Source organism: Planomonospora antibiotica (assembly GCF_014647955.1).
Classification (GTDB): domain Bacteria; phylum Actinomycetota; class Actinomycetes; order Streptosporangiales; family Streptosporangiaceae; genus Planomonospora; species Planomonospora parontospora.
The window spans coordinates 46218-68716 of sequence record NZ_BMQE01000011.1; the positions used below are offsets into that span (position 1 = coordinate 46218).

Here is a 22499-nt window from a genome sequence, read left to right on the forward strand (position 1 = left end):
CCCCGAAGAGGCAGGTAATGAGAGCACGACTGGCGGTTCTCGCCGCATTCCTCATCTCACTCGTCGTCCCGTCGATCGTCGCGGTCGCCCCCGCCCACGCCGCCACCGGCATCCACGTGAGCGGGACGAAGATCGTCGAAGCGGACGGGAGCGACCTCGTCCTGCGCGGCACCTCCCACGCGCACACCTGGTACACGAGCCAGACGGCCTCCTTCGCCGGCATCAAGTCGCTCGGCGCCAACGCCGTGCGCGTGGTGCTGAGCGGCGGCCGGTGGACGCCCAACAACACGGCCGACGTGGCGAACGTCGTCTCGCTGTGCAAGCAGAACAAGCTCATCTGCGTGCTGGAGAACCACGACACCACCGGGTACGGCGAGCAGAGCGGCGCCTACACCCTGGACCAGGCCGTGGACTACTGGGTCAGCGTGAAGAGCGCGCTGGACGGCCAGGAGGACTACGTCATCGTCAACATCGGCAACGAGCCGATCGGCAACAACGCCGTCACCCCGGGCTGGACCGAGGCCACCTCCGCCGCGATCAAGCGCATGCGCGCCGCCGGGTTCGACCACGCGCTCATGGTCGACGCCCCCAACTGGGGCCAGGACTGGTCCTTCACCATGCGCGACAACGCCAAGACCGTGGCCGCCGCCGACCCCGACAAGAACACGATCTTCTCCATCCACATGTACGGCGTGTTCGACACCTCCGCCGAGGTCATCGCCTACATGGACGCCTTCCGGACCGCGGGCCTGCCGCTGGTCGTCGGCGAGTTCGGGCACAACCACTCCGACGGCGACCCCGACGAGAACACGATCATGGCCCAGGCCCAGGCGCGCGGCCTGGGCTACTTCGGCTGGTCCTGGAGCGGCAACGGCGGCGGCGTCGAGTATCTCGACCAGGTCACCGGCTTCGACGTGAGCAAGCTGACCAGCTGGGGCCGGCGGCTGTTCAACGGTCCCGACGGCATCGCGCAGACCGCAGTCGAGGCGAAGGTCTACGGCGGCGGCTCCGGCGACGACACGGAGGACCCGTCCAGGCCCGGCACTCCGGCCGCCTCGGCGATCACCTCCTCCGGCGCGGCCCTGACCTGGGCCGCCTCCACCGACAACGTCCGCGTCACCGGCTACGACGTCTACCGCGGCACCACCAGGCTCGCCTCCACCACCACCAACTCCGCCACCCTCACCGGCCTGGACCCCGAGACCGCCTACACCGTCCACGTCGTCGCCCGCGACGCCGCCGGCAACACCTCCGCCGCCTCCGAGACCACCACCTTCACCACCCTCGAAGGACCCGGCGGCGGCACCGGCTGCACCGCCGCCTACCGCACCGTCAACTCCTGGCAGGGCGGCTTCCAGGGCGAGGTCAAGATCACCTGCGCCCAGCCCGTCACCTCCTGGCGCACCACGCTGACCTACCCCTCCGGCGTGACCGTCTCGCAGAACTGGAGCTCGACCATGTCGGCCTCCGGCAACGCCTTCACCTTCACCAACGCCGCCTGGAACGGCACCATCGGCACCGGCGGCTCCACCACCTTCGGCTTCATCGGCTCCTGGAGCGGCTCGGGAACCCCGCCCACCCCCGCCATCTCCTGACCCCTCCCGGGGGTACGGCCCGCCGGGCCGTACCCCCTCCTCTAGGCCTGCTTCCGAAAATTTCGGGTCCAACCAGCAAGTTTCTGCACCACCGGGAAAGGAACACCATGCCTGAACTGTCCAGACTCCGCCGAGCGGTCCTGACCGGAGCGCTCGCCGTACTGCCCGCCGCCGCGGTCGTCGCCCTGCCCGCCTCCCCCGCGCAGGCGTCGTCGCCGCTGCGCGTCCACGCCGAGGCGCAGGGCAAGTTCATCGGCACCGCGCTCGCCACCTCGCCGCTGGCCAATGAGACGGCCTACCGCAACATCGCCGCCACGGAGTTCAACCAGATCACGGCTGAGAACGCGATGAAGTGGGACGCCACCGAGTCCAGCCCGAACCAGTTCAACTTCAGCGGCGCGGACCAGATCATGGCCTTCGCCGAGCAGAACGGCCAGCAGGTGCACGGGCACACGCTGGTCTGGCACAACCAGACGCCGAACTGGGTGCAGAGCCTCGGCGCCACCGAGATGCGCTCGGCCATGCAGAACCACATCAGCAGGGTCGCCGGCCGCTACGCGAGCAACCCCGCCCTGAAGTCGTGGGACGTGGTGAACGAGGTCTTCGAGGAGAACGGCAGCCTGCGCAACTCGTTCTGGTACCAGAAGCTGGGCGACAGCTACATCGCCGACGCCTTCAGGTACGCCAAGGCGGCCGACCCCGACGCCAAGCTCTGCATCAACGACTACAACGTCGAGGGCGTCAACGCCAAGAGCACCGCGATGTACAACCTGGTCCGGACGCTGCGCGCGCAGAACGTGCCGGTCGACTGCGTCGGCTTCCAGTCCCACCTGGCGATCCAGTACGGCTTCCCGAACATCCAGGAGAACATGCAGCGCTTCGCCGACCTGGGGGTGGAGGTCCGGGTCACCGAGATCGACGTCCGGATGCAGATGCCCCGGAGCTCGGCCAAGGACAGCACGCAGGCCACCTACTACTCCAACGTGGTCAAGGCCTGCCTGGCGGTGAGCCGCTGCTCCGGCGTCACGATCTGGGGCTTCACCGACAAGCACTCCTGGGTCCCGGACACCTTCTCCGGCGAGGGCGCGGCCCTGATCTACGACGAGAACTACGCCAAGAAGGCGTCCTACACCGCGGTGCACGACGCCCTGGCCGACGGGGACACCGGAGACCCGGACGACACCGAGGACCCGTCCACGCCCGGCACTCCGGCCGCCTCCGCGGTCACCTCCTCCGGCGCGACCCTGACCTGGACCGCCTCCACCGACAACGTCCGCGTCACCGGCTACGACGTCTACCGCGGCACCACCAGGCTCGCCTCCACCACCACCAACTCCGCCACCCTCACCGGCCTGGACCCCGAGACCGCCTACACCGTCCACGTCGTCGCCCGCGACGCCGCCGGCAACACCTCCGACCCCTCGGCCGCCACCACCTTCACCACCCTCGAAGGACCCGGCGGCGGCACCGGCTGCACCGCCGCCTACCGCACCGTCAACTCCTGGCAGGGCGGCTTCCAGGGCGAGGTCAAGATCACCTGCGCCGAGCCCGTCACCTCCTGGAGCACCACGCTGACCTTCCCGAGCAGCGTCACCATCAGCCAGAACTGGAGCTCCGTCCGCTCCGGCAGCGGCGGCGCCCACACCTTCACCAACGCCGCCTGGAACGGCACCATCGGCGCCGGCGGCTCCACCACCTTCGGCTTCATCGGCTCCTGGAGCGGCTCGGGCGCCCCGCCCACCCCCGTCATCTCCTGACCTCCGCTCCACCCGCCGGGATGCGCGGGCCGCTCATCCGTCAGGGCGGACGGCCCGCGTCCCACCCGTGAGGGCGGGCGGTCCGCGTCTCATCCGTGAGGGCGGGCGGTCCGCGTCTCACCCGTGAGGGCGGGCGGTCCGCGCAGGCCGCCCGTCCTCACGGGCCGCGCGCTCCTGCAGGGAGGCGACCAGCCAGCGGGCGATGCGGGCGTGGCCCTCACCCGTCGGATGGACGCCGTCGGGGAGGGTCAGCTCGCGGCCCCAGCGCATGCCGAGCGGATCGAGGAACGGCACGCCGGCCCGCTCCGCGGCGAGCGCGACGGCGTTCCTGACGCCGTAGGCCCAGCGCGGCGCGTCCCCCATCCACAGCGGGCCGACCACCACCACCCGGGTGCCGGGCCAGTGTCCGGCGACCGTCCTCAGCAGCCGCGCGGCGGCCTCGTAGACCTCCCCCGGCCGGGTGCGGCGGTCGTTGTGCCCGCCGGAGATGATCAGCAGGTCGGGCGCCGGCCGCCAGGCGAGCTCCCGGACGAAGGAGTCGTGGAAGTTCCGGCCCACCCGGCCCGGGTTGACGAAGCCGGTCCCGCCCATCCCCGCGGTGATCAGCTGCCAGCCCAGCTCGCGCGCGCTCCTGGCCGCGTAGCTCTCCCAGCGCTCGACCGGACCCGACCCGACGGTGAAGCTGTCCCCGACGACCATCACCACCGGAGCCGCCGCGCGGGCCGCCATGGGCCGCGCCGCGGCCTGCCCGCCGGACTCCCGCCCGCCCTCCGGAACCGCCCCGCCCACCGCCCCGCCCACCGCCGGGGCGCACCCCGGAAGCAGGCAGCAGAGCGCCACGGCGAGGGCGGAGGAAAACGCTCCGCTCCGTTTCCGCGAAAGCCCGTGCATGCCACCTCGGAGAACCGTGGACCGCTGATGTGACCGCGGCCCCCTGAGTGCGCGCCACGCCCGTGACCTCGGCCGGACACCCTCATGACAGGTAGATCCACGGTCACGGTCACCCCAGGGGACCGCCTTGAGCATTCGGCATTCTAACCAGGCACGCCCATCCGGTTGCGGTGATCCGGAACGAAAGAATTTACCTTCCAAAATGCCCTGGAATATCTATCTATTTATCGAAAAAACGGACGGCGCTGCTCTGGAAACGCCAATGCGTTCGTCATGGAACGGCAACCTCGGCGGGCAACGAACCGTCAACACTCCGCAATCCGTTCGGCGGGAGAGGGTCCGGTCGGCGCCCCGGGCCGGCGACCCGGCACCCGCCGACGCGGCCCGGCCCACCGGGCGGACGGCCGCGGACGACCACGACCACGACCACGACCAAAGGAGACGACCATGCGGGACCGCTCCGCACTCCCTCCCCGGCCCGAGGGCCGGCGTCTCCACATCGGAGGCGATCGATGATCTGCGTCCACGGCCTGCCACCGGATCCCCGCCCACGCCCCACCCGCTCGGGCCGCGCCTCCCGGAGCTCACAGCCGGGAGGCGGCCTCGGCCTGGTGTCACTCCTGGCGGGCGGCGCGGCCGTCCTGGCCGGCCTCGTCCCGGCCGCCTCCGGGGCCTCGGCCCCCCTGGTGCTCGTCTCCGTCACCCTGGGGTTCGCCGCCCTCGGCAGGGCCCATCATCCGGCGGTCGCCACCGCGGACCGGACGACCATCGCGGACCGGACGACCGGCGGCCCCGGCGGGACGCGCGGCCGGGCGGACGGGGGGAGGACCGGCTGGGGACGCGGCCAGGCGGGCGGCGGAAGGACCGGCTGGGCGAGCCTCGCCCTGGAGCTGTCCGCCGGAGGCCTGCTGCTCTGGAGCGCGGTCGCGTTCTTCACCGTGCTCGCCGACCCGTGGGCCGCACGCCTCGACGGCCCGGACCGGGTCCGCGGCGGTCCCGCCGCGGGCTGCGTGCGGGAGGCCGGGGATCAGCTGACGTGCGAGGCGGGGGCCGTCCAGGTGTTGCAGTAACCCGGCCGCGCGTACTTCCAGCCGTGGTCCAGCCACCCGGCGAAGTTCTGGCCGTTGCCGTGGTCGCGCAGCCCCAGGCCGTTCTGGTCGTCGCCCCGGCCGTACTCCGTCTCCAGCACGGCCTGCCAGCGGGCGGCGGTGATGCCGAGCGGGACCCGGACGGTCCGCATGAAGACCCCGGCGAAGCACTGGGCCTGCAGCTCCGACCGGCGGGAGTGCGCGTTCTGGGCGGTCTTGGACTTGTTGGAGACCTCCCACCACCACGCGCCGCCGATCCCCGCCATGGACTGCACGTGGTGACCGTACTCGTGGGCGAGCACCGACAGGTAGGGCACGTGGTTGCTCGCCGGGTCGATCCGGCCGGTCTGCTGGATCAGGTGCGACAGCCCGATGTACATCCCCCGGTTGGAGGGGCAGTAGTACGCGGCGGCGCCCGAGGCGGGGTAGCTGCCGCACGGCCCGCGTCCCGGACGCGACCAGAAGACCCGGCGGGGCTGCTGGAAGACCGCGCGCGCCTGGGAGAACTTGGCGGCCCAGGCCCGGTCCAGGCAGCCGGTCGTCGCGTTGAGGAAGGCGAGCATGTCCCTCGCCTGGGTCGAGGGGCGCGGCGCCCGGCAGGTGGTGGGGCGCATCATGCCGGTGCCGTACAGCGGGTTGCGCTTCAGCCGGGCGCCGGTCTGGGAGCGCTGCATGTACCGCAGGTCGACGGCCATGGCGCTCCGTGCGGCCCGCCGGTCCGCGGCCGTGCTCCCGCCCGCCAGCGCGATCTCGGACTCGCCCAGCGCGCCGAGGTCGAGCTTGCGCGGCGGGCTGAAGGTCGGCGGTTCGACCTCCGTCCTCTCCGTCGGGGCGGGCACGGCCCGCTCGGTGGCCGTCGGCGCGGTTCCCGGGCCCGCGGGGACCGCCGCCTCGTCCCCTCCCGCCAGGGCGGCCGCCAGCACGACGGCGGTGAAGGTCGTGGCGAGGACGCCGAAGACACCGAAGACCAGGGGGCTCGACCGGCGCGGGCGCATCTGACCGCCTCTCGGGGAAGACTGGATCACCGCGCGGCAATCTAGCGGATAGACCATCACATGCCGTTATTGACCGAAAAATCGTAATAAGGCTGGCCGTCACCTCTCCGCGGTTCTCGATAGGCTGCCGAGCCATGGCGGGATCTTTCTTTCATCGGACGGCCCATCGGACGGCCCATCGGACGGCCCATCGGACGGTCCATCGCACGGCCGGAAGCCTGGTCGCGGCGGCCGTGCTGACGCTGGCCGCGGGCCTGACCCCGGCCTTCGCCGGTACGGCGGGTGCCGCTTCCGCCTGGGCAGACACGGTGAAGAGCGACGTGGTCGAGCTCGAACTGCGGCAGGACGGCGTGCTGCACGTCAAGGAGACCGTCGAGTTCACCGGCGGGGCGCCGAAGCGGACGCTCGTCGACCGGACGCGCTACGACGACGGCAACGACCGGCTCTACCAGGTCACCGGGTTCAAGGGCGACGGCACGCTCGCCGACGGGTCGATCACGTTGAAGGGCTCCGGCACCGCGACGATCGAGTACGACGTCAAGGGCGCGGTGACCCCGCTGGCCGACATCCAGGAGCTGCGCTGGTACGCCGTGGGCGGCTGGTCCGTCCCGGTGGAGCAGGCCACGGTCAAGGTGACCGGGCCCGCCCAGATGCAGAACCTGTCCTGCTTCGCCGGAGTGCTGGCCTCCGCGGTGGCCTGCACCGCCGCGTCCTTCGACCACACCGGGACCAGCGCGGAGTTCGAGCAGCAGGGCCTCGGCCCCGGCGAGGTGCTGACCGTCGTCGTCGGCTACCCGGCCGGAGCCACGACCGGTGCGCCCGTGCTGGAGCGCCGCTTCGAGCTGTCCAACGCCTTCACGCTGAACGCCGTCACCGGCGGTGCGCTGGCCGGCCTGCTGGCTCTGCTCCTCGGCGGCCTCGGCCTGCTCTACTGGACCCGCGGCCGCGACGCCCGCGTGGTCGGCCACGAGTCGGGCTCGCTCCGCCCGATCGAGAACGGCCACTTCGCCCCGCCGGACGGCGTGCGCCCCGGCCAGATCGGCACGCTCATGGACGAGCAGGCCGACGTGATCGACGTGACCGCCACCATCGTGGACCTGGCCGTGCGGGGCTACATCCGGATCGACGAGCGGCCCCGGCAGACCTACGACACCCCGGACTGGACGCTGGTCCGGCTGCCCGGCGCCCCCGTCGGCTCGCTGCTGCCGTACGAGCGGGCGCTCTACGAGGCCGTCTTCCACGGCCGCGACGCGGTGCTGCTCTCGGAGCTCAAGGGCTCCTTCGGCGCCGAACTCGGCAAGGTCCGCGCCGCGCTCTACCGCGACGTGGTCACCCAGGGCTGGTTCGCCCGCCGCCCCGACACCGTCCGCACCCGCTGGACCACCCTGGGCGTGGCGCTGACCTTCGCCGGGGTGCTCGCCACCGTGGCGCTGGCCTGGTTCACCACGTACGGCCTGCTCGGCCTGGCCCTGATCATCGCCGGCGCGGCGCTGGCCGTCGGCGGGCAGTACATGCCCGCCAAGACCGCCAAGGGCGCCGCCGCCCTCGCCCACACCCTGGGCTTCCGGGAGTATCTCTCCTCCGCCGACCTCGGCGCGGACGTCCCCGCGGCCCAGCGGGTGGAGCTGTTCTCCCGCTACCTGCCCTACGCCGTGATCTTCGACTGCGTGGACCGCTGGGCCCGCGTGGTCTCCTCCGTCAACGGCAACGGGCAGCAGGCCGACAACCTGTACTGGTACCACGGCCCGGCCGAGTGGGACCTGTCGAAGTTCGCCGACTCCATGCGAACTTTCACCATGACGACCTCCGGCGCCATCTCCACCACCCGCCAGTTCCGGTCCTTCTGACACACGCGATACCACGGAAGGTAAAGAGAAAGTAACGTAAAGTCAGGCGGGTGTTCTCCGCCTATGTCGACGAAAGCTGTCGTGTTCGCAAGGACGACGACTGCGTCTACACCCTTGCCGCGGTCCTCCTCCCGACCGAGGACCTCGACCGGATCAGATCGGTGATGGACGCGCTTCGGCATGGCAAGGCACCCACCGTCCACTGGAGAACCGAACGGACACCCCGAAGATCTCTCATCGCCCACACGGTGGCCTCGTTGGACTGCGCATCAGTGGTCGCCATCAGTCTGTACGGCAACGCGAGCCGTTCAGAGCGATCACGGCGGCACTGCCTGCTCAGGTTGCTGCCGGAGCTGTCCGCACGCCGCATCGAAGGCGTGGTCTTCGAGTCGCGCCACGAACAGGACGCGAGCGACAGGGCGATCCTTACCGTTCTGCGCCGGCAAGGGCGGTTCTCTGCTGAGATGGCGGTTCGTTGGGAACGAGCCAGCTCAGACGCCGCTCTGTGGGCGGCTGACGTGGTGGCCGGGGTGGTCACCGGATGGCTCGACGGCGACCAACGATGGTGGCCCCTGTTCGAAAACCGTGTCACCCTCCTGGAAGGCACAGAAGAATGAGCGGGAAAACGCGAACGCCGGGCTCCCGATTCCATCGGGGGGTTCCCGGCGCCACTTTCATGCCCCAGAGGGCATGACACCCTCAGTATCCACTCGGCATCTCCCCGTCGTCAAGCCGTCGGTTCCCGACCTCCAGGGAACCGGCCATCGGGCAACCTCCCGTCCCGGCCGGGCGTATGGACGGGCATGAGAGCGGAGGCGGCCGCGTGAGCGGCCATCGGTGACCGGCCGCTGGTCGGACGGCCGCCGCGGCGTCGAGGTCACCGTGGTCCGCGGCGCGGCCCTGCACTCCACCCGGTGGCTGGACGACTTCCTCCGCGGCTGGAAACGGCTGACCTCCCCCGTCGCCGGGCCGAACATCACGGGCATCCGGACCGCCGGCGCGGACGGCCGGACCGGGGCCTTCTGGGTGGCCTCCGACGCCGCCGTCCACGTCACGGTCAGTCCGGAGCTGGCCGGTGAACTGGACAGGATCACCACAGGCGTCCGCCTTCCCGTCCCCTGATCCCGGGAACGGCCCGGCCGGCCGTACGACCTGCGACCGGCCGGGCCCACGGCCTCACAGCCTGACGACCTCGACACCGGGCATCTCGTCGTAGTCCGCATCCTGGGTCACCACGGGAATGCCGTAGGCCAGGGCGGTCGCCGCTATCCAGCTGTCGTTGATCGGAGCCTTGCGGCCCGCCACCCGCAATCGGGCGACCAGAAGCGCCCATGCCTCGGAAACGGCCTCGTCGACCGGTAGCGGCTCGAAGCGCTGGGCCAGTTGATAGGTGGAAAGGCGCCGGGCGGCCGACTCGGGATCCCGTGCCTGCAGCACCCCGAGACGCAGCTCACCCAGGGTGACCGCCGAAACACCCCACTCGTAGTCGGCGAAGCGCTCGACATCGAACCGGCTGGCCTCCATGCCGATGAAGATCGATGTATCGGCCAGCGCCCGCTGCGGGCTCACCACGGCAGATCGTCGGTGGTCCCGGACAAGGTCTCCCGCAGCTCTTCGGCCCAGCCCGTCCCGTCCGGCCCGAGGCGGGCGAGCTCTCCCCCGATCTCGGTGGCGGAGAGCCAGCGGCTGCGGCGGGGGAAAGGAATGATCTTCGCCACCGGACGGTTGTCCCGCAGCACTTCGATCTCTTCACCGGCCTCGACACGCCGCAGCACTTCGGCCGTGTTGTTCCGCAACTCACGCGCAGGAATCGCAGTCATGAACCCAACCGTAGAACCCTTGCTACGCCTGTAGCAAGAAAGTCGGTATCCCGGCTCCTGATCCGGGCTCGGGCCGGCCCGAGGAAACAAGGCATCCCGGGCCAACCCGAGCCCGGACGAGGAGCCCCTTTTACGCCCCGCCGCCCAGGCGGATCTCGCCCACCGGACGGCCGCCGCCGTACAGGACTCCGGCGGCGAGGTCGGCGAGCTCGGGGGCGTCGAGGCCGAGGGCGCGCAGCGCGGCGACGGTGACGGGCACGCGGGCGCGCTGGCCGCCGTCCTCGATCTTGACCGTGCCGGCGCGGCCGTCCTCGAAGGCGAAGGCGTCGAAGGCCTCGGCCCCGGCCTTGACCAGCAGCCCGGGGATCGCCCGCATCAGCCGGGCCTCGGGGCGGGTCGTGCCGGACGTCCACTCGGGGTGGGCGCGGAAGGCGTCGGCGACGCGCCGCTCGGGGCTGCCGGACTCGGCCAGCACGAGGGCGCGGAAGGCGCGGGCCACGCCCGTCATCGAGACGAAGAAGAGCGGGGCGCCGCAGCCGTCGACGCCGGTGGCGGCGACCTTCTCGCAGGTCAGCTCCTCCACCGCGGCGCGGATCGCCCGCTGCAGCGGGTGCGCGGGGTCGAGGTAGGTCTCCAGCGGCCAGTCGTTGGCCGCGCAGGTGGCGAGCATCGCCGCGTGCTTGCCGGAGCAGTTCATGTAGATCCGCGCCCGGCCGCCGCCCGAGCGCAGCACCTCCTCACGGGAGGCCGCGTCGCCGGGCAGGTCCTCCGGGCAGCGCAGCGCGTCCTCGTCCAGCCCGGCCCCGGCGAGGATCCTGCGGGCGCCGTCCACGTGGAACGCCTCCCCGTCGTGGCTCGCGCACGCCAGCGCGAGCAGCTCCCCCTCCAGGGCGAGCCCGCTGCGCACCATGCCGAGCGCCTGGAAGGGCTTCATCGACGAGCGCGGCGAGACCAGCGCGTCCACCGCCCCGTGCACCCGCACCGCGGAACCGTCCGCCGCGACGGCCAGCATCCGCGCCCGGTGCGTGGACTCCACGAACCCCGAACGGACCACTTCGACGACCAACGACCCTGTAGACACCTTTGTCCCCTTTCATGCAGAGCCCGCGCAGAGTCTAGAGAGCACCCGGAGCGCGGGATGATGGGGGCATGCGTGCGGTGGTGCAGCGGGTGAGTTCCGCGTCGGTGACGGTGGACGGTGCGGTGGTCGGGGCGATCGACGAGCCGGGCCTGCTCGTGCTGGTCGGGGTGACGCACACCGACACCCCGGCCGAGGCGGCGAGGCTGGCCGCCAAGCTCTGGGGGCTGCGGATCCTGGACGGCGAGAAGTCCTGCTCCGACATCGGCGCGCCCCTGCTCGTGGTCAGCCAGTTCACCCTGTACGGCGACGCCCGCAAGGGACGCCGCCCCACCTGGCAGGCGGCGGCCCCCGGGCCGGTCGCCGAGCCTCTGGTCGAGGCCGTCTGCGCGGAGCTGCGCGCGCTGGGAGCACGCGTCGGGACGGGTGTCTTCGGCGCCGACATGAAGGTCGCGCTGACCAACGACGGCCCCATCACGCTGGTCCTGGAGGTCTGAGCCCCGCGGACCCGGCGGATCCGGAGGCCGCGAAGCCCGGGAGCGGCCCCCTCGGCGTTCCGTCAGCGGGTCAGCGGATGCGGCGGCGCAGGGCCGGGTCGATCTGCACGTTGCGCCCTGCGTCCGGCGGCACGACGACCTCCTGGGCCGCCGCCACCCCGTCGGCCTCCAGCGGCGCCTCCACCGGCACGGTCCGCTTGACCAGGGCCAGGGCGATCGGGCCGAGCTCGTGGTGGCGGGCGGAGCCGCCGACGAACCCGACCTCGTCCTTGCCCGCGGTCACCGGGGCGCCGCGCCGGGGCAGCCGGTCGGCGCTCCCGTCCAGGTGCAGGAAGACCAGCCGGCGCGGCGGGTGGCCGAGGTTGTGCACCCGCGCCACGGTCTCCTGGCCCTTGTAGCACCCCTTGTTCAGGTGCAGGGCCGTACCGATCCAGCCGACCTCGTGCGGGATCGTCTTGTGGTCGGTCTCGAAGCCGAGCCGGGGGCGGTGGGCCTCGATCCGCAGCGCCTCGTGGGCCCAGAGCCCGGCGAGCCGCAGGCCGAGGTGCCCGGGGAGCAGGTCGCGCGGGAGCAGCACATCGCCGCCGGCGACGACCGCCCCGGCGGGCGGGGTGAGCCGGGCCGGGTCGGCCACGGAGACCACCGCGTAGGCGTCCGTCACGTCGGCGACCTCGACCCGGAGCATGAACCGCATCTTGTCGAGGAAGGCGACCAGGCCGGCCGAGGTGCCCGGCTCCACGTGCGCCCAGACGGCCTCGCCGTCGTCGACGAGGACCAGGTGGTGCTCGACCCTGCCCTGGGCGTCCAGCAGCAGCGTCTCGGTCGCCCGGCCGGGCTCCAGGTCGTCGAGCTTCTGGGAGCTCAGGCTGTTGAGCCAGCTCAGGCGGTCGGGCCCGGAGATCCTGACGACCTCCCGGTTGCTCCGGTCGACCATCGCCTCACCGGCGAGGAAGGCGCGCTGCTCGGCGAACAGGTCACCGTAGTGTCCGGCGACGCCGTCGTCGGGGGCGTCGGCGGCGACCGCGCCGGGGGTGTCCAGCAGAGGGCTTCGCATGCCCCAAGCCTACGAGCCCCCGGCGGCGCCCGGAGCCGCGGCCCGCGGGCCCCCGGCGGCGTCCGGAACCGCGGCCCGCAGGCCCCCGGAGGGCGTGTGACCGCGGCTCGCGGACCCGGGACGGACGGGCCGCGCCCGCGGGCCCATGGGCCCGCGGGCGGCTCACGGCGGCGGCCCGGGCGCTCTCAGCGGCACTTGCGGCAGCGGCCGAAGACCGTCAGGTGGTGCACGTCGGTGGCGAAGCCCAGCTCGGCGTCGAGCCCGTCCACCAGGGCCCGCACCAGCTCCGGGCTGACCTCGCTGATCTCACCGCAACCACGGCAGACCAGGTGCACGTGGTCGGCGTCGGCGGCCAGGTGGTAGGTGGGCGCGCCGTGCCCGAGGTGGTTGTGGGCGACCATGCCGAGCTCCTCGAGCAGCTCGAGGGTCCGGTAGACGGTCGAGATGTTCACCCCGCGGGCGGTCTCGCGCACCCGGGTGCAGATCTCCTCCGGGGTGGCGTGCTCCAGCGACTTGACCGCCTCGAGCACCAGCTGGCGTTGCGGGGTGACCCGATAACCGCGCGCCCGCAGTTCCTCATGCCACGACGTCTCGGTCATGGCGCGATTCTATGCCGTGCCCCGGCCGACTCAATTGATCTTCGCCTGGAGCCCGCCCTCGTGCTCTCCGCCCACCGGGGCCGCGATCCCGGCCGACCGCGATGTCCGGCCGTCCGGGATCCGCTCCCGGGACGACTTCCAGGGCTTCCACCAGCGGAAACCTGCTTGGCGAATATTTACTTGCCCAACCCGGAAGCGGTCGCATAACGTACGAATCACGCAGAAGGGAGGTGGTCCAAACAATGGTTGATCATACTTGGGCTAGCGAGGTGGCTGTCCGCTAGGACGCCGCGACTCCGGACTCTGTCCGGACGTCTCGCGACGTTCGGCGAATCCACGACAATCACCGGAACCCCGGGCTGCCGGAGGGCGGGCACATCCCGTCTTTGGTCCATCCGGCCCTCACGCCCAGAGCGGAGGAGCGAGCCCGGGGTTCTCTTTTTTCGTTCTCTCCGTGTTTCTCCCGGCGCTTTCCTCAGGCCCGAGGCCCGACGTCCGGTCCCCTCAGTGCTCACCGCGGGCCGGGACCCCGAGGGCGGCGCAGGCCTCCCGGTAGAGGCGCACGACCTCCCGGCGCACCTCGGCCCGCTCGGTCAGCGTCCTGCCCCACGGAACGCGCACCGTGACCTCGTCGCCGTCCACGACCGCGGCGAACTCGATCGCCTCGGCGTCCACGTCCGACGTCGTCGCGGCCGTCGCCTCGGGCCTGCCGCCCAGGCTCCTGACGATCAGCAGTGCGTCGTCGGCGTGGTCGTCGTTCATGTGGCGCCTGATCGCCTCGACCACGTCGGGGGTGAAGGGGGTGCTCATGTCCGGCATCGTATTCGTCCTCGCCCGGTCCCAGTCCTCGCCCGGTCCCAGTCCTCGCCCGGTCCCAGTCCTCGCCCGGTCTCAGTCGGCGTCGGGCACGAAGTCGCCCACCCGCTTGAGCTCGGCCGAGATGTGCGACTGGATCCCCTGCCCCATGGCCGCCATGTCGTAGGCCCACATCAGATTGCCGTTGACCAGGCCGTAGAGTCGGTGGCCGCCGGTGTACTCCTTGGCGGTGGCGGTGCGGGCCACCACGTCCGTGTGGAGCTCGATCTTGTGGAAGACCACCTCGCCGACGTAGATCTCCACGATGCCGGTCGGGTGCGACAGGCAGACCTCCAGCTGGCGGTCCGGCAGCTGGCGCCAGAAGCCGGTCTCGGTGCCCAGCGGGCGGACCTTGGCGCCCGCCTCGTCCAGCAGCCAGGTGCGGCTGGTGTAGGTCAGGAACGGCTTGCCGTTGTGCCCGAAGACGATCTCCTGACCGAAGTTGAAGCTCTCGATCGTCGGGTATCCCCCCACCCCGGCGCCCTCCCACCGGCCCACGAGGAAGGCGATCGGCTCAAGGTCGGGATGCAGCTCAGGAACGTCCATAGCCCTCAAGGGTAGGCCCGGCCGGACCTGGCTCGCGCCGGTGGCCCGGGCCCGAATAGTCTTCGAGCATGGCACGATCATTGGTGATCAAAGTGACCGCGGGCGCGGACGCCCCGGAGCGCTGCAACCAGGCGTTCACGGTGGCCGCGGCGGCCCTGGCGAGCGGGGTGCCCGTCTCCCTCTGGCTGACGGGCGAGGCCTCGTGGTTCGCCCTCCCCGGACGGGCCGAGGAGTTCACCCTGCCCCACGCGGCCCGGCTCGGCGACCTGCTCGACGCGGTGCTCGCCGGAGGCCGGGTGACGCTGTGCACGCAGTGCGCGGCCCGGCGGGACATCACGGTGGACGACGTGATCGAGGGGGTCCGCATCGCGGGCGCCCCCACGTTCGTCGAGGAGGCCCTGGGCGACGGCGTCCAGGCACTCGTCTACTGACGTCCGCGGGGCCCGGCCGGTCGGTCCGGTACTGACGTCCGCGGCGCCCGGCCGGTCGGTCCGGCCGGGCGGACGGGTCAGACGGGCCGGACCGCGGTGAGCCGCTCCTGGCGGAGCCGTTCGAACCAGGTGTCGTCGATCGGCGGGAGCTGCGCGCCGACCGCCCAGGTCAGCAGCAGGTCGGCCAGACCGGGGTTGCGCGCCAGCGCCGGGCCGTGCAGGTAGGTCCCGACGATCTTCCCGGCGTAGCAGCCCTCGGTCCCGTCGCCGTTCCCGGTGCCGACCACCGTGCGGGAGAGCGGGCGCACGCCCGGTCCGAGCCTGGTGACGCCCATGTGGTTCTCGAACCCCGTCAGGGTCGGGACGCCGAGCGCCGGGTCGGCCTCGGCGACGAGCTCGCCGACCGCGCGGGCATCGCCCCGGCCGCTGGCGATGTCGAGCAGCCCGATGCCGTCCACCGGCTGCCCCTCCTCGCCGCCGAACGTGCTGCCCATGATCTGGTAGCCCGCGCAGACCGCCAGCAGGGCGGCGCCCCGGGCGACGGCCCGGTGCAGCCCGCCGTCCCGGCGCAGCCGCTCGGCGGCCAGGATCTGCGGCCGGTCCTCACCGCCGCCGATCAGGTAGACGTCCCCCTGCTCGGGCACCGGGTCGGCCGAGCGCACGTGGACGGTCTCGACCGCGATCCCGCGGCGCCGGGCCCGCTGCTCCAGGACCAGGACGTTGCCCTGGTCGCCGTAGGTGCTGAGCAGGTCCGGATAGATCCAGACAAGACGCAGGACGCTGTCAGACGGCACGACCGAACTCCGATCGGATCTGCTGGAAGGCGGTGTAGTTGGCGATCACGTCGACCTTGCCCGGCGGCTGGACCGCGAGCGCGTGCCCGAAGGACTCCGTCAGCTGGAACGGCACCTCGGCCACGTCGAGCCGGAGGGCGAGGTCGAGCCGTCGCTCCCCGGTCACGTAGACCGGCCTGCCGCGCAGCACCCGGTAGTCGACGTCCCACAGCCAGGAGGTGTCGCGGCCGTCGGGGCCCTGCGCGTTCACCGAGAGGATCACCGGCAGCGCGGGGTCGAGCACGTCGAACGCCTCCAGCCAGCCCGCCGGGTTCTTCGCCAGCAGCAGCCGCGCCTGACGGCCCTCGCGCTCCACCGTGGTGTAGCGGCCGGCCACCGAGGTGACCTCGGCCAGGCGGGGCAGCGCCCGCTGGACGGGGAGGCCGAACGCCTCCGCGGTGGCCAGCGCGACCACCGCGTTGGCCCGGTTGGCCCGGCCGGGCAGCCGGATGTCCAGCGGCCAGCGCTGCCCGCGGGGGTCGACCACCGTGTCGCCGTCGAGGAACCAGCTCGGGGCGGGCCGCCGGAAGGAGCACTCGCGGCACGCCCAGTCGTTCTCCGCCAGCCCGCCGCCCGGACCCCCCGGGGACCCCGGGGCCGCGGGGACGCTCCCGTCCGCCTGCCGTACGGCCACGCCGGGCGCGTGACCGCCGGGCGGGACGTAGTCCATCCCCCCGCGGTCGAGCGGGCCGCCGCACTCGGGGCAGCACCAGGAGTCCTCCTTCCACGGCTGCCCGACGGAGACCCAGGTCACCCGGGGGGCGGTGGACGCACCCCAGGCCACCAGCGGGTCGTCCGCGTTGGCGATCACGTGGGTGTTCCTGGCCACCAGCGCGCGGCGCCACTTCTGGGCCAGCAGCCAGATCTCGGCCGCCCGGTCCATCTGGTCGCGGCTGAGGTTCATCAGGACGACCACGCCCGCGCCGGTGGTCTCGATCACCTCGGGGAGGTACTTCTCGTCGACCTCCAGCACGCCGTACGGCGCGTCCTTCGCCGACGAGAGCGCTGACACGTGTCCGGCGGGCATGTTGGCGCCGAAGGCGTTGGTGGCGACGTCACCGAGCTCCTGCAGGGCGGAGGTGATCAGCCGCGTCGTGGTGGTCTTGCCGTTGGTCGCGCTCACCAGCGCGAGCCTGCGGTCGCGGGCGAGCTTGCGCAGCAGGTCCGGCTCCAGGGCCAGGCCGACCCGGCCGCCGATCACCGATCCGTCGCCGCGTCCGGTCGCCCGGGACAGCGTCGCGGCCGTCCGGCCGAGAGCACTCGCGAGCTGCGCCCGCAGCGGAAGCTGAGTCATGCCGCCGATCCTAGCCGGGGATGGGCGGGGCGGCCGCCTGCGGGAACGCCGCGGAATCCGCACCCGTCACTCGGTGAAGGCGAGCTCCACCGCGTCGGAGGACTCGGCGTCGAACGGGAGCACGAACCGGTTCGGCCAGGACAGCACGGTCTCCAGCCAGCCCGCCCCCATCGTCTGCGCGACGTGCCGCAGCCGCTCGGCCGGGTCGATCCCGATCGTGACGGTCAGCACGTCCCGCTCCACGCCCTCGTGCTCGTCGTCACCCAGCAGGACCCGCCAGGCGAGCGTCCGGTTCCGCTCCGCCTCCATGGAGAGCGGGTGGTGCCGGAGGGCCCGTGCGCGGTGGCCGAGCAGTTCCTCGCCTCCCGCGGGGCGGTCGAACAGCGGGTACTCCATGGCCGGCGCGGGACCGCGCGGGTTGGGGGCGGCCTGCCCGTAGGGGAAGAGGCGCTCCACCTCGTGCAGCCAGCGGACCTGTGGGATCACCCAGGTGGGCCCGGGCCGCTCGCCGGGCTTGCGCTCGGGTCCCAGCAGCCGGGCGGCGGCCTCGGCGACCTGCTCGGTGAGCAGGGCCGGGTCGGCGACCGTGCGCAGCGCCCACGCCCGGCGGGCGACGGCACGCTCCACGGCCGTGGCCAGCAGGCACTCGCGCCGGCGCGCGGGCAGCTCCGCCCAGAGCTCGGCCAGCGCCCGGGGCACGCCCGGAACGGGCCGGTTGACGCAGAAGGCCAGCACCAGCGTGTCGGCCCAGATCCGCAGCCAGGCCCATTCGGGGGCCTCGGCGAGCAGGTCGGCCTCGCGGATCTCGACCAGCGTGCACGCCCGGCCGCTGCTGCACTCCTGCCCGCAGGCCACCGAGCGGCGCCCGCAGATCGGCGGGGTCTGCCCGGGGGCCGGGTGCTCGCGGTCCTCGCCCAGCGGCACCCGGATCCGGAGCGGCCGGTCCATCCCGTCGGCGAAGACCGCCGCCGTGCCGGGCTGGAGCGAGACGACCTGCCGGGACTGCTCCTCGCTCAGGTTCATCGCGGCGCCGACCAGCCGGCGGTCGTCCTCGGCGGGAAGCCGGTGGACGACCTTCAGCGCGGTGTTCTTCACCACGTCGGAGACCAGCTTGGTGGGGATCTGCTCGGCGACCACGATGCCCTCGCCGTACGCGCGGATCTCGGCGAGCATGCCGGCCAGCAGCTCGACCGCGTGCGTGCTGGCCCGGCCCGCGCCCCGGTCGCGGAGCAGCCGGTGCGCCTCCTCGATCACGATCACGTGCTGCAGCCCGGAGGTCTTCGACGACCTGGCCCGCATCCGCAGGTGCTCCACGATCCGGATGATCAGCGTGCCCATCAGGAACGCCTTGTCCTCGTCGTTGGCCACGTCCTCGATGGCGAGCACGACGTTGCGCCGGAGCAGGTCGCCGATGTCGGCGGGGTGGCCGCCCTCGAAGAAGCGCCCGGCCGAGCCGACCCGGAGCGAGCGCAGCCGCAGCGCGATGAAGCCCTCGACGTCGGCCTGGACCTCCCGGCCGTAGCCGATCTCCTTGATCACGTCCATCGCGTGCCGCTGCAGCTGCTCCAGGGTCGGCACGGCGGGCTGCACCGCCGCCCCCGGGGCCGCCGCGCCGGTGACCACGTCCCAGCCGTTGGCCTCGTAGACCCGCTGCAGCGCCAGCGACATGATCTGCGGGAACGGCTCCTCGGCGTCGAAGGCGGCCATGAACAGCGCCCGGACCATGTCGATGTGGGCCTGGACCGGGTAGCCCGGCTCCGGCGCGAGCGGGTTCACGCTGAACGGCACGGTGTCGGGGTCCGAGGGGTTGATCACGGTCACCGGGGCGAGGTGCTCGATCCGGCCGCCCATCGCGGCGTACTCGGACTTGGCCGGCTCGATCGCCAGCCAGGGGATGCCCGCGCCGGTGAGCTCCTCCAGCAGGTGGCGGACCGTCTGGGACTTGCCGGAACCGGTGGCTCCGGTGACGAACGCGTGCCGGTTCAGGGTGGCGAGCGGGACCCGGAACGTGCCCACCGCGCGCTCCTGGCCGTCCACGATCGTGCCGAGGTCGACCGAGGGCTCCCCGGCGGGCGCGTCGGCCTCGCTGGTCACGTCAAAGAAGCCCGCCTCCACCACCCGGACGCCGGGCACCTCCCGGCGGGGCAGCCCGGCCAGCGCGGCGAGCGTCCCGGCGGTGGCCGCGAAGGGCGCGGCGGCGCCGTCGGCGGGGTCCTGCAGGGTCATCGTGAGCGCGTCCGTGAAGCCGCAGGGCGGGGAGGACAGCGCGCTGCGCAGGCGGTAGGGGTGGTGGCCCAGCTCCGCGGAGCCGACCAGCACCGGGGCGATCTGCCGCAGCTCCTCCGGGCCGGCCGCTCCGGCCAGCACCCGCACGTTCCAGAGCCCGGCCTCGCGGAAGGTGTCGAGCTCCTGCATGCGCCGCTCGGCCCGCTCGGCGTCGTAGCGTGATCGCTCGGAGGCGTCGCCGTACTGCCGCAGCACGTTGAGCTGGGTCCGCAGGTGCGCCACCTCGGCGTCCAGCAGGTCGGTCGGCTCGGCCACCACCAGCCAGGCGAACGGCCGGGACATGAGCGTGACCAGCGTGGACTCGAACAGGGTGGGCCGCTTGACCTCGTCGGCGTCCGCCTCGCGACGGCCGCCCAGCGGCGGAGCCTGCCGTCCCGGGCAGGTCGTCCAGACGAGATCGGTCAGGTCGCGCAGCCACTCGTCGCCGATCCGCACGCCGCGGGCGCCGCCGGGGAACAGCAGCGGTTCGGGCTCGGCCGTCCGCCGCCCGTGCTCGGCGGTGACGGCCCGGCGGGGGGCGCGCGGCGGGGTCAGCGGCCCGGCGTTGGTGAGCAGCTCCAGCGGGGCGCCCGCGCCCCGGGAGAGCCAGCCGATCACGAAGGGCCGCCCGCGTTGGGCCGCGGAGAGTACGGCGGGCAGGACGGTGACGAAGTCCCACTCGGCCGACGAACCGCGCGAGGGCGCCGCGATCGCCTGGATCCGGTACCACGGACCGGCCAGGGTGTGCGGAAGACGGGATACGCTCTGCTGCTGCATGTGGTCTCCACCCGGGGCCCCCGGCTCCGGGCCGGGGGGTCGACGCTTCACCGATCGCTCCGCCGTGCTGGGCGAGGCCTCGCGACAGCACTACGGTCGAACCTCACTCTGACCGGCACCCCGGCATTGACCACTCCATTACCCTGTCCGCACCCTTCGTTGACGCGCCCGGGCGTTTCACCGCGGTCCGGCCCGCCGTCACGCCACCCGCCACGTCATCCGTCGCGCCACCGCATCACGCGCCACGTCGCCGCATCACAGCCGCCGCACCACCGCATCACCGCCGTTCGCCTCCGCCGCGCCGTCACCGCCGCGCCGTCGGCTCACTGCCGCCGGCGCCAGTCGAGCCGGGGCGGCGGCGGGCCGAGGTTGGGCGGGGCGTCCTCGAAGGGGTTCGGTTCGCGGTCCGGCTCGCGCGGCCGGTCGTCCCGCGCCGCGAAGGGCTCCAGCAGCCTCTCCCGGATCTCCTCGAACTCCCCCAGCGTCGTCTTGGGGAAGGTGAGGATCGCGGGGTTGGCGTCGGCCAGCCGTACCCGGCGGCCCTGCGCGGTGGCGTCGGTGACGATCACCGACGTGGTGGGGAGCTGCTGGAGCTGGTGGGGCTCGACGAGGAACTCCCGGGAGCGGTGCAGCACCCGCTCGGTGTCGCCCAGCGCCTTGGTCGCCCGCCGCCCCCACTCGGTGGACTCGGTGATGTCCTCCTTCAGGTCCGCGTGGCCGGCGGCGTGCCCGTCCTCCTCCTCGTCGGTCTGGCCGACCGTGGAGATGTAGCCGCCGTCGAGCCCCGCGCCCGCGGCGCTGATGGTCTCGGTGAGCTGGGCGAGCTCCAGCCGGTGCTCGGTGCCGACGTGCTCGCTGGCCACCCGGGCGTCCTCGGCGTTGCCCAGCCGCATGAACGCCACCGCCGCGTGCCCCCGGCCCAGCCGCTCCCGCACGGTCGGTGTCAGCGACCGGTAGGTCAGCACCAGCCCCGTCCTGGAGGTCTCGCAGGCGTCCATCAGCCGGTCGAGCACGTCGCCGCGGAGCTTGTCCGCCCCCGCGACGATGATCGTGTGGTACCAGGGCCGCTCCGAGCCGGGCGACTGGCGCAGGATGTGGGTGAGCGCGGTGGCCACGTAGGTGCCCAGCACCCGGTTGCCGAACACGCCGGCCTGCCGGTCCATGGAGACCACCCGCAGCCGCGCGGGCGGGAGCCGTACGGCCTCCGAGCCGAGCGTCTCCAGCTTGCGCAGCTGCGACTCCAGCGCCCAGGCCCGCTCGATCACCACCCGGTCGCTGACCCCGCGGCCGAACAGGGTGCCGATCCGCTCCAGCTGGGTGGCGGTGATCAGGCCCAGGCGCAGGTCCTCGCGGGGGTCGCCCACCTGGGCCAGCGCCCGGAGCGCGGCGGTCACCTGGTTGATCGTGGCCTTGGCGCCGAGGACCTCCAGGACGCGCTCCAGGATCGCGTTGTCGAAGGACAGGTCCCGGGTGGTGCGGTGCTCCTCGCTGACGCTCACCACGTGGGCGAGGACGTCGGCGAAGGCCTCGGGCGCGAGCGTCGCCCCCAGGTCCAGCCTGGGCAGGTCCACCGGGAGCACCCAGACCAGCGGGTCGTCGCCGCCCCGGCGGGCCAGCTCGATCAGGTCCTTGGCGATCGCGCCCTCGGACAGGTCGAGCACGGTCAGGTGGCCGCCGCTGTAGAGGCGCGTCGCACCGAGCAGGGTGATCAGCGCCGACCAGCCCGGCAGCGTGCCGCCGGCCACGTCGATGCGGTCGATCTCGTCGGGGACGGTCACCGCGTACCAGGTGAGCTGGCGGTCGTAGCGCTCCTTCTTCTCCGCCCACTCGCGGTAGCGGGCGGCGTGCTCCTCCTGGGCGAGGTAGAGCTCCCGGTCGCGCTCCTGCCGCCGCCGGTCCACGGCGGTCCTGCGCTCCTCGATCCGGTAGCGGACCGCCCGGTCGCCCTGGTAGACCGCGTAGGTGCAGAACCCGGCGACGCCCAGGGAGGCCGCCAGCCCGACCGCGGCGAACGACCAGTCGAGCAGCCCGGTGGCGGAGATGGCGACGACGAGGAGGGCGAGGGCGACCATGAACCCGCGGACGATCTTCACCGGCCGGTTGAGCAGGTCCTCGTTGAGCCGCTCGCGGCGCATCCACTCGGGGTCGATCTCGAAGGCGGGGTCCTCGGCGGGGGACGGGCGCCGGGGGGCCGGACCGGGGTCCGGGTGGAGCAGGGCGTACTGCCAGCCCAGGTAGATCCGGTCCGCCTGGAGCTGCGCATGCTCAGGATGCACG

Annotated in this window: 21 protein-coding genes; 8 read left to right on the plus strand and 13 right to left on the minus strand. The window is 72.8% G+C overall.

Annotation, left to right across the window (positions count from 1 at the left end):
- The first annotated feature begins 17 nt into the window (after window positions 1–17).
- Window positions 18–1595 carry a cellulase family glycosylhydrolase gene (locus IEZ06_RS12950; RefSeq protein WP_189236936.1) on the plus strand — a complete coding sequence of 526 codons (1578 nt, stop codon included), beginning with the start codon at window positions 18–20 and terminating at the stop codon, window positions 1593–1595.
- A 107-nt stretch (window positions 1596–1702) separates the two neighbouring features.
- On the plus strand, window positions 1703–3352 hold the full coding sequence (locus IEZ06_RS12955) for an endo-1,4-beta-xylanase (protein WP_189236937.1): 1650 nt from the start codon (window positions 1703–1705) through the stop codon (window positions 3350–3352).
- Window positions 3353–3469: 117 nt separating this feature from the next.
- Here IEZ06_RS12955 and IEZ06_RS12960 read toward each other — a convergent pair whose 3' ends face one another.
- On the minus strand, window positions 3470–4153 hold the full coding sequence (locus IEZ06_RS12960) for an SGNH/GDSL hydrolase family protein (RefSeq protein WP_203871834.1): 684 nt from the start codon (window positions 4151–4153) through the stop codon (window positions 3470–3472).
- Between the two features lie 701 nt (window positions 4154–4854).
- Here IEZ06_RS12960 and IEZ06_RS12965 point away from each other — a divergent pair.
- Window positions 4855–5313: a hypothetical protein gene (locus IEZ06_RS12965; protein WP_189236939.1), complete on the plus strand. Its 459-nt coding sequence runs from the start codon at window positions 4855–4857 to the stop codon at window positions 5311–5313.
- On the opposite strand, the gene IEZ06_RS12970 is transcribed toward IEZ06_RS12965, so the two are convergent.
- The gene (locus IEZ06_RS12970) at window positions 5271–6326 is read right to left on the minus strand and encodes a neutral zinc metallopeptidase (protein ID WP_189236940.1); all 1056 of its coding nucleotides are present in this window, start codon (window positions 6324–6326) and stop codon (window positions 5271–5273) included. The two genes, IEZ06_RS12965 and IEZ06_RS12970, sit on opposite strands and share 43 nt — an antisense overlap.
- A 233-nt stretch (window positions 6327–6559) precedes the next feature.
- On the opposite strand from IEZ06_RS12970, the gene IEZ06_RS12975 reads away from it, so the two are divergent.
- The 3 genes from IEZ06_RS12975 (at window position 6560) to IEZ06_RS12985 (ending at window position 9295) form a co-directional block, all read left to right on the plus strand.
- Entirely contained in the window at window positions 6560–8173 is a 1614-nt protein-coding gene (locus tag IEZ06_RS12975) for a DUF2207 domain-containing protein (protein ID WP_229798061.1), read from the plus strand.
- Window positions 8174–8223: 50 nt separating this feature from the next.
- On the plus strand, window positions 8224–8790 hold the full coding sequence (locus tag IEZ06_RS12980; RefSeq protein ID WP_189236942.1) for a hypothetical protein: 567 nt from the start codon (window positions 8224–8226) through the stop codon (window positions 8788–8790).
- 220 nt (window positions 8791–9010) lie between these two features.
- Complete coding sequence (locus IEZ06_RS12985) at window positions 9011–9295, plus strand: hypothetical protein (RefSeq protein WP_189236943.1); 285 nt, start codon at window positions 9011–9013, stop codon at window positions 9293–9295.
- A 54-nt stretch (window positions 9296–9349) separates the two neighbouring features.
- On the opposite strand, the gene IEZ06_RS12990 is transcribed toward IEZ06_RS12985, so the two are convergent.
- From IEZ06_RS12990 to IEZ06_RS13000, 3 genes are all read right to left on the minus strand, one after another.
- Window positions 9350–9742 carry a type II toxin-antitoxin system VapC family toxin gene (locus IEZ06_RS12990; protein ID WP_189236944.1) on the minus strand — a complete coding sequence of 131 codons (393 nt, stop codon included), beginning with the start codon at window positions 9740–9742 and terminating at the stop codon, window positions 9350–9352.
- Window positions 9739–9993 carry a type II toxin-antitoxin system Phd/YefM family antitoxin gene (locus IEZ06_RS12995; protein WP_189236945.1) on the minus strand — a complete coding sequence of 85 codons (255 nt, stop codon included), beginning with the start codon at window positions 9991–9993 and terminating at the stop codon, window positions 9739–9741. The genes IEZ06_RS12990 and IEZ06_RS12995 overlap by 4 nt, the downstream gene beginning before the upstream one ends.
- Window positions 9994–10123: 130 nt before the next feature.
- Window positions 10124–11059, minus strand: coding sequence for an asparaginase (locus tag IEZ06_RS13000; protein ID WP_268245596.1), 936 nt, complete (start codon window positions 11057–11059; stop codon window positions 10124–10126).
- 83 nt (window positions 11060–11142) lie between these two features.
- Between IEZ06_RS13000 and dtd the strand changes: the two genes are divergently transcribed.
- Entirely contained in the window at window positions 11143–11568 is a 426-nt protein-coding gene (gene dtd / locus IEZ06_RS13005) for a D-aminoacyl-tRNA deacylase (RefSeq protein WP_189236947.1), read from the plus strand.
- 70 nt (window positions 11569–11638) lie between these two features.
- Here dtd and ygfZ read toward each other — a convergent pair whose 3' ends face one another.
- From ygfZ to IEZ06_RS13025, 4 genes are all read right to left on the minus strand, one after another.
- Complete coding sequence (gene ygfZ / locus IEZ06_RS13010; RefSeq protein WP_189236948.1) at window positions 11639–12622, minus strand: CAF17-like 4Fe-4S cluster assembly/insertion protein YgfZ; 984 nt, start codon at window positions 12620–12622, stop codon at window positions 11639–11641.
- Window positions 12623–12807: 185 nt separating this feature from the next.
- On the minus strand, window positions 12808–13221 hold the full coding sequence (locus IEZ06_RS13015; RefSeq protein WP_189236949.1) for a Fur family transcriptional regulator: 414 nt from the start codon (window positions 13219–13221) through the stop codon (window positions 12808–12810).
- A gap of 504 nt (window positions 13222–13725) precedes the next feature.
- On the minus strand, window positions 13726–14031 hold the full coding sequence (locus tag IEZ06_RS13020) for a DUF2470 domain-containing protein (RefSeq protein WP_189236950.1): 306 nt from the start codon (window positions 14029–14031) through the stop codon (window positions 13726–13728).
- Window positions 14032–14112: 81 nt separating this feature from the next.
- Entirely contained in the window at window positions 14113–14622 is a 510-nt protein-coding gene (locus tag IEZ06_RS13025) for a heme-binding beta-barrel domain-containing protein (protein WP_189236951.1), read from the minus strand.
- Between the two features lie 68 nt (window positions 14623–14690).
- Here IEZ06_RS13025 and IEZ06_RS13030 point away from each other — a divergent pair, with 68 nt between their 5' ends.
- Complete coding sequence (locus IEZ06_RS13030) at window positions 14691–15053, plus strand: DsrE family protein (protein WP_189236952.1); 363 nt, start codon at window positions 14691–14693, stop codon at window positions 15051–15053.
- A gap of 77 nt (window positions 15054–15130) precedes the next feature.
- On the opposite strand, the gene IEZ06_RS13035 is transcribed toward IEZ06_RS13030, so the two are convergent.
- The 4 genes from IEZ06_RS13035 to IEZ06_RS13050 form a co-directional block, all read right to left on the minus strand.
- Window positions 15131–15847 carry a type 1 glutamine amidotransferase gene (locus tag IEZ06_RS13035; protein ID WP_189236953.1) on the minus strand — a complete coding sequence of 239 codons (717 nt, stop codon included), beginning with the start codon at window positions 15845–15847 and terminating at the stop codon, window positions 15131–15133.
- A complete protein-coding gene (locus IEZ06_RS13040) occupies window positions 15837–17180 on the minus strand; it encodes a MurT ligase domain-containing protein (protein WP_189236954.1) in 1344 nt (447 codons plus the stop codon). The genes IEZ06_RS13035 and IEZ06_RS13040 overlap by 11 nt, the downstream gene beginning before the upstream one ends.
- Window positions 17181–17246: 66 nt before the next feature.
- Entirely contained in the window at window positions 17247–20222 is a 2976-nt protein-coding gene (locus IEZ06_RS13045; RefSeq protein WP_189236955.1) for an ATP-binding protein, read from the minus strand.
- A 323-nt stretch (window positions 20223–20545) separates the two neighbouring features.
- Entirely contained in the window at window positions 20546–22498 is a 1953-nt protein-coding gene (locus tag IEZ06_RS13050) for a hypothetical protein (RefSeq protein ID WP_229798063.1), read from the minus strand.
- Window position 22499: the final 1 nt, after the last annotated feature.

Coding starts and splice junctions, on each gene's coding strand:
- IEZ06_RS13030 (WP_189236952.1), top strand. CDS start 14,691: ATGGCACGATCATTGGTGATCAAAGTGACCGCGGGCGCGGACGCCCCG.
- IEZ06_RS12970 (WP_189236940.1), bottom strand. CDS start 6,326: ATGCGCCCGCGCCGGTCGAGCCCCCTGGTCTTCGGTGTCTTCGGCGTC.
- IEZ06_RS13015 (WP_189236949.1), bottom strand. CDS start 13,221: ATGACCGAGACGTCGTGGCATGAGGAACTGCGGGCGCGCGGTTATCGG.
- IEZ06_RS13040 (WP_189236954.1), bottom strand. CDS start 17,180: ATGACTCAGCTTCCGCTGCGGGCGCAGCTCGCGAGTGCTCTCGGCCGG.
- IEZ06_RS12950 (WP_189236936.1), top strand. CDS start 18: ATGAGAGCACGACTGGCGGTTCTCGCCGCATTCCTCATCTCACTCGTC.
- IEZ06_RS13045 (WP_189236955.1), bottom strand. CDS start 20,222: ATGCAGCAGCAGAGCGTATCCCGTCTTCCGCACACCCTGGCCGGTCCG.
- IEZ06_RS12955 (WP_189236937.1), top strand. CDS start 1,703: ATGCCTGAACTGTCCAGACTCCGCCGAGCGGTCCTGACCGGAGCGCTC.
- ygfZ (WP_189236948.1), bottom strand. CDS start 12,622: ATGCGAAGCCCTCTGCTGGACACCCCCGGCGCGGTCGCCGCCGACGCC.
- IEZ06_RS13025 (WP_189236951.1), bottom strand. CDS start 14,622: ATGGACGTTCCTGAGCTGCATCCCGACCTTGAGCCGATCGCCTTCCTC.
- dtd (WP_189236947.1), top strand. CDS start 11,143: ATGCGTGCGGTGGTGCAGCGGGTGAGTTCCGCGTCGGTGACGGTGGAC.
- IEZ06_RS12995 (WP_189236945.1), bottom strand. CDS start 9,993: ATGACTGCGATTCCTGCGCGTGAGTTGCGGAACAACACGGCCGAAGTG.
- IEZ06_RS13020 (WP_189236950.1), bottom strand. CDS start 14,031: ATGAGCACCCCCTTCACCCCCGACGTGGTCGAGGCGATCAGGCGCCAC.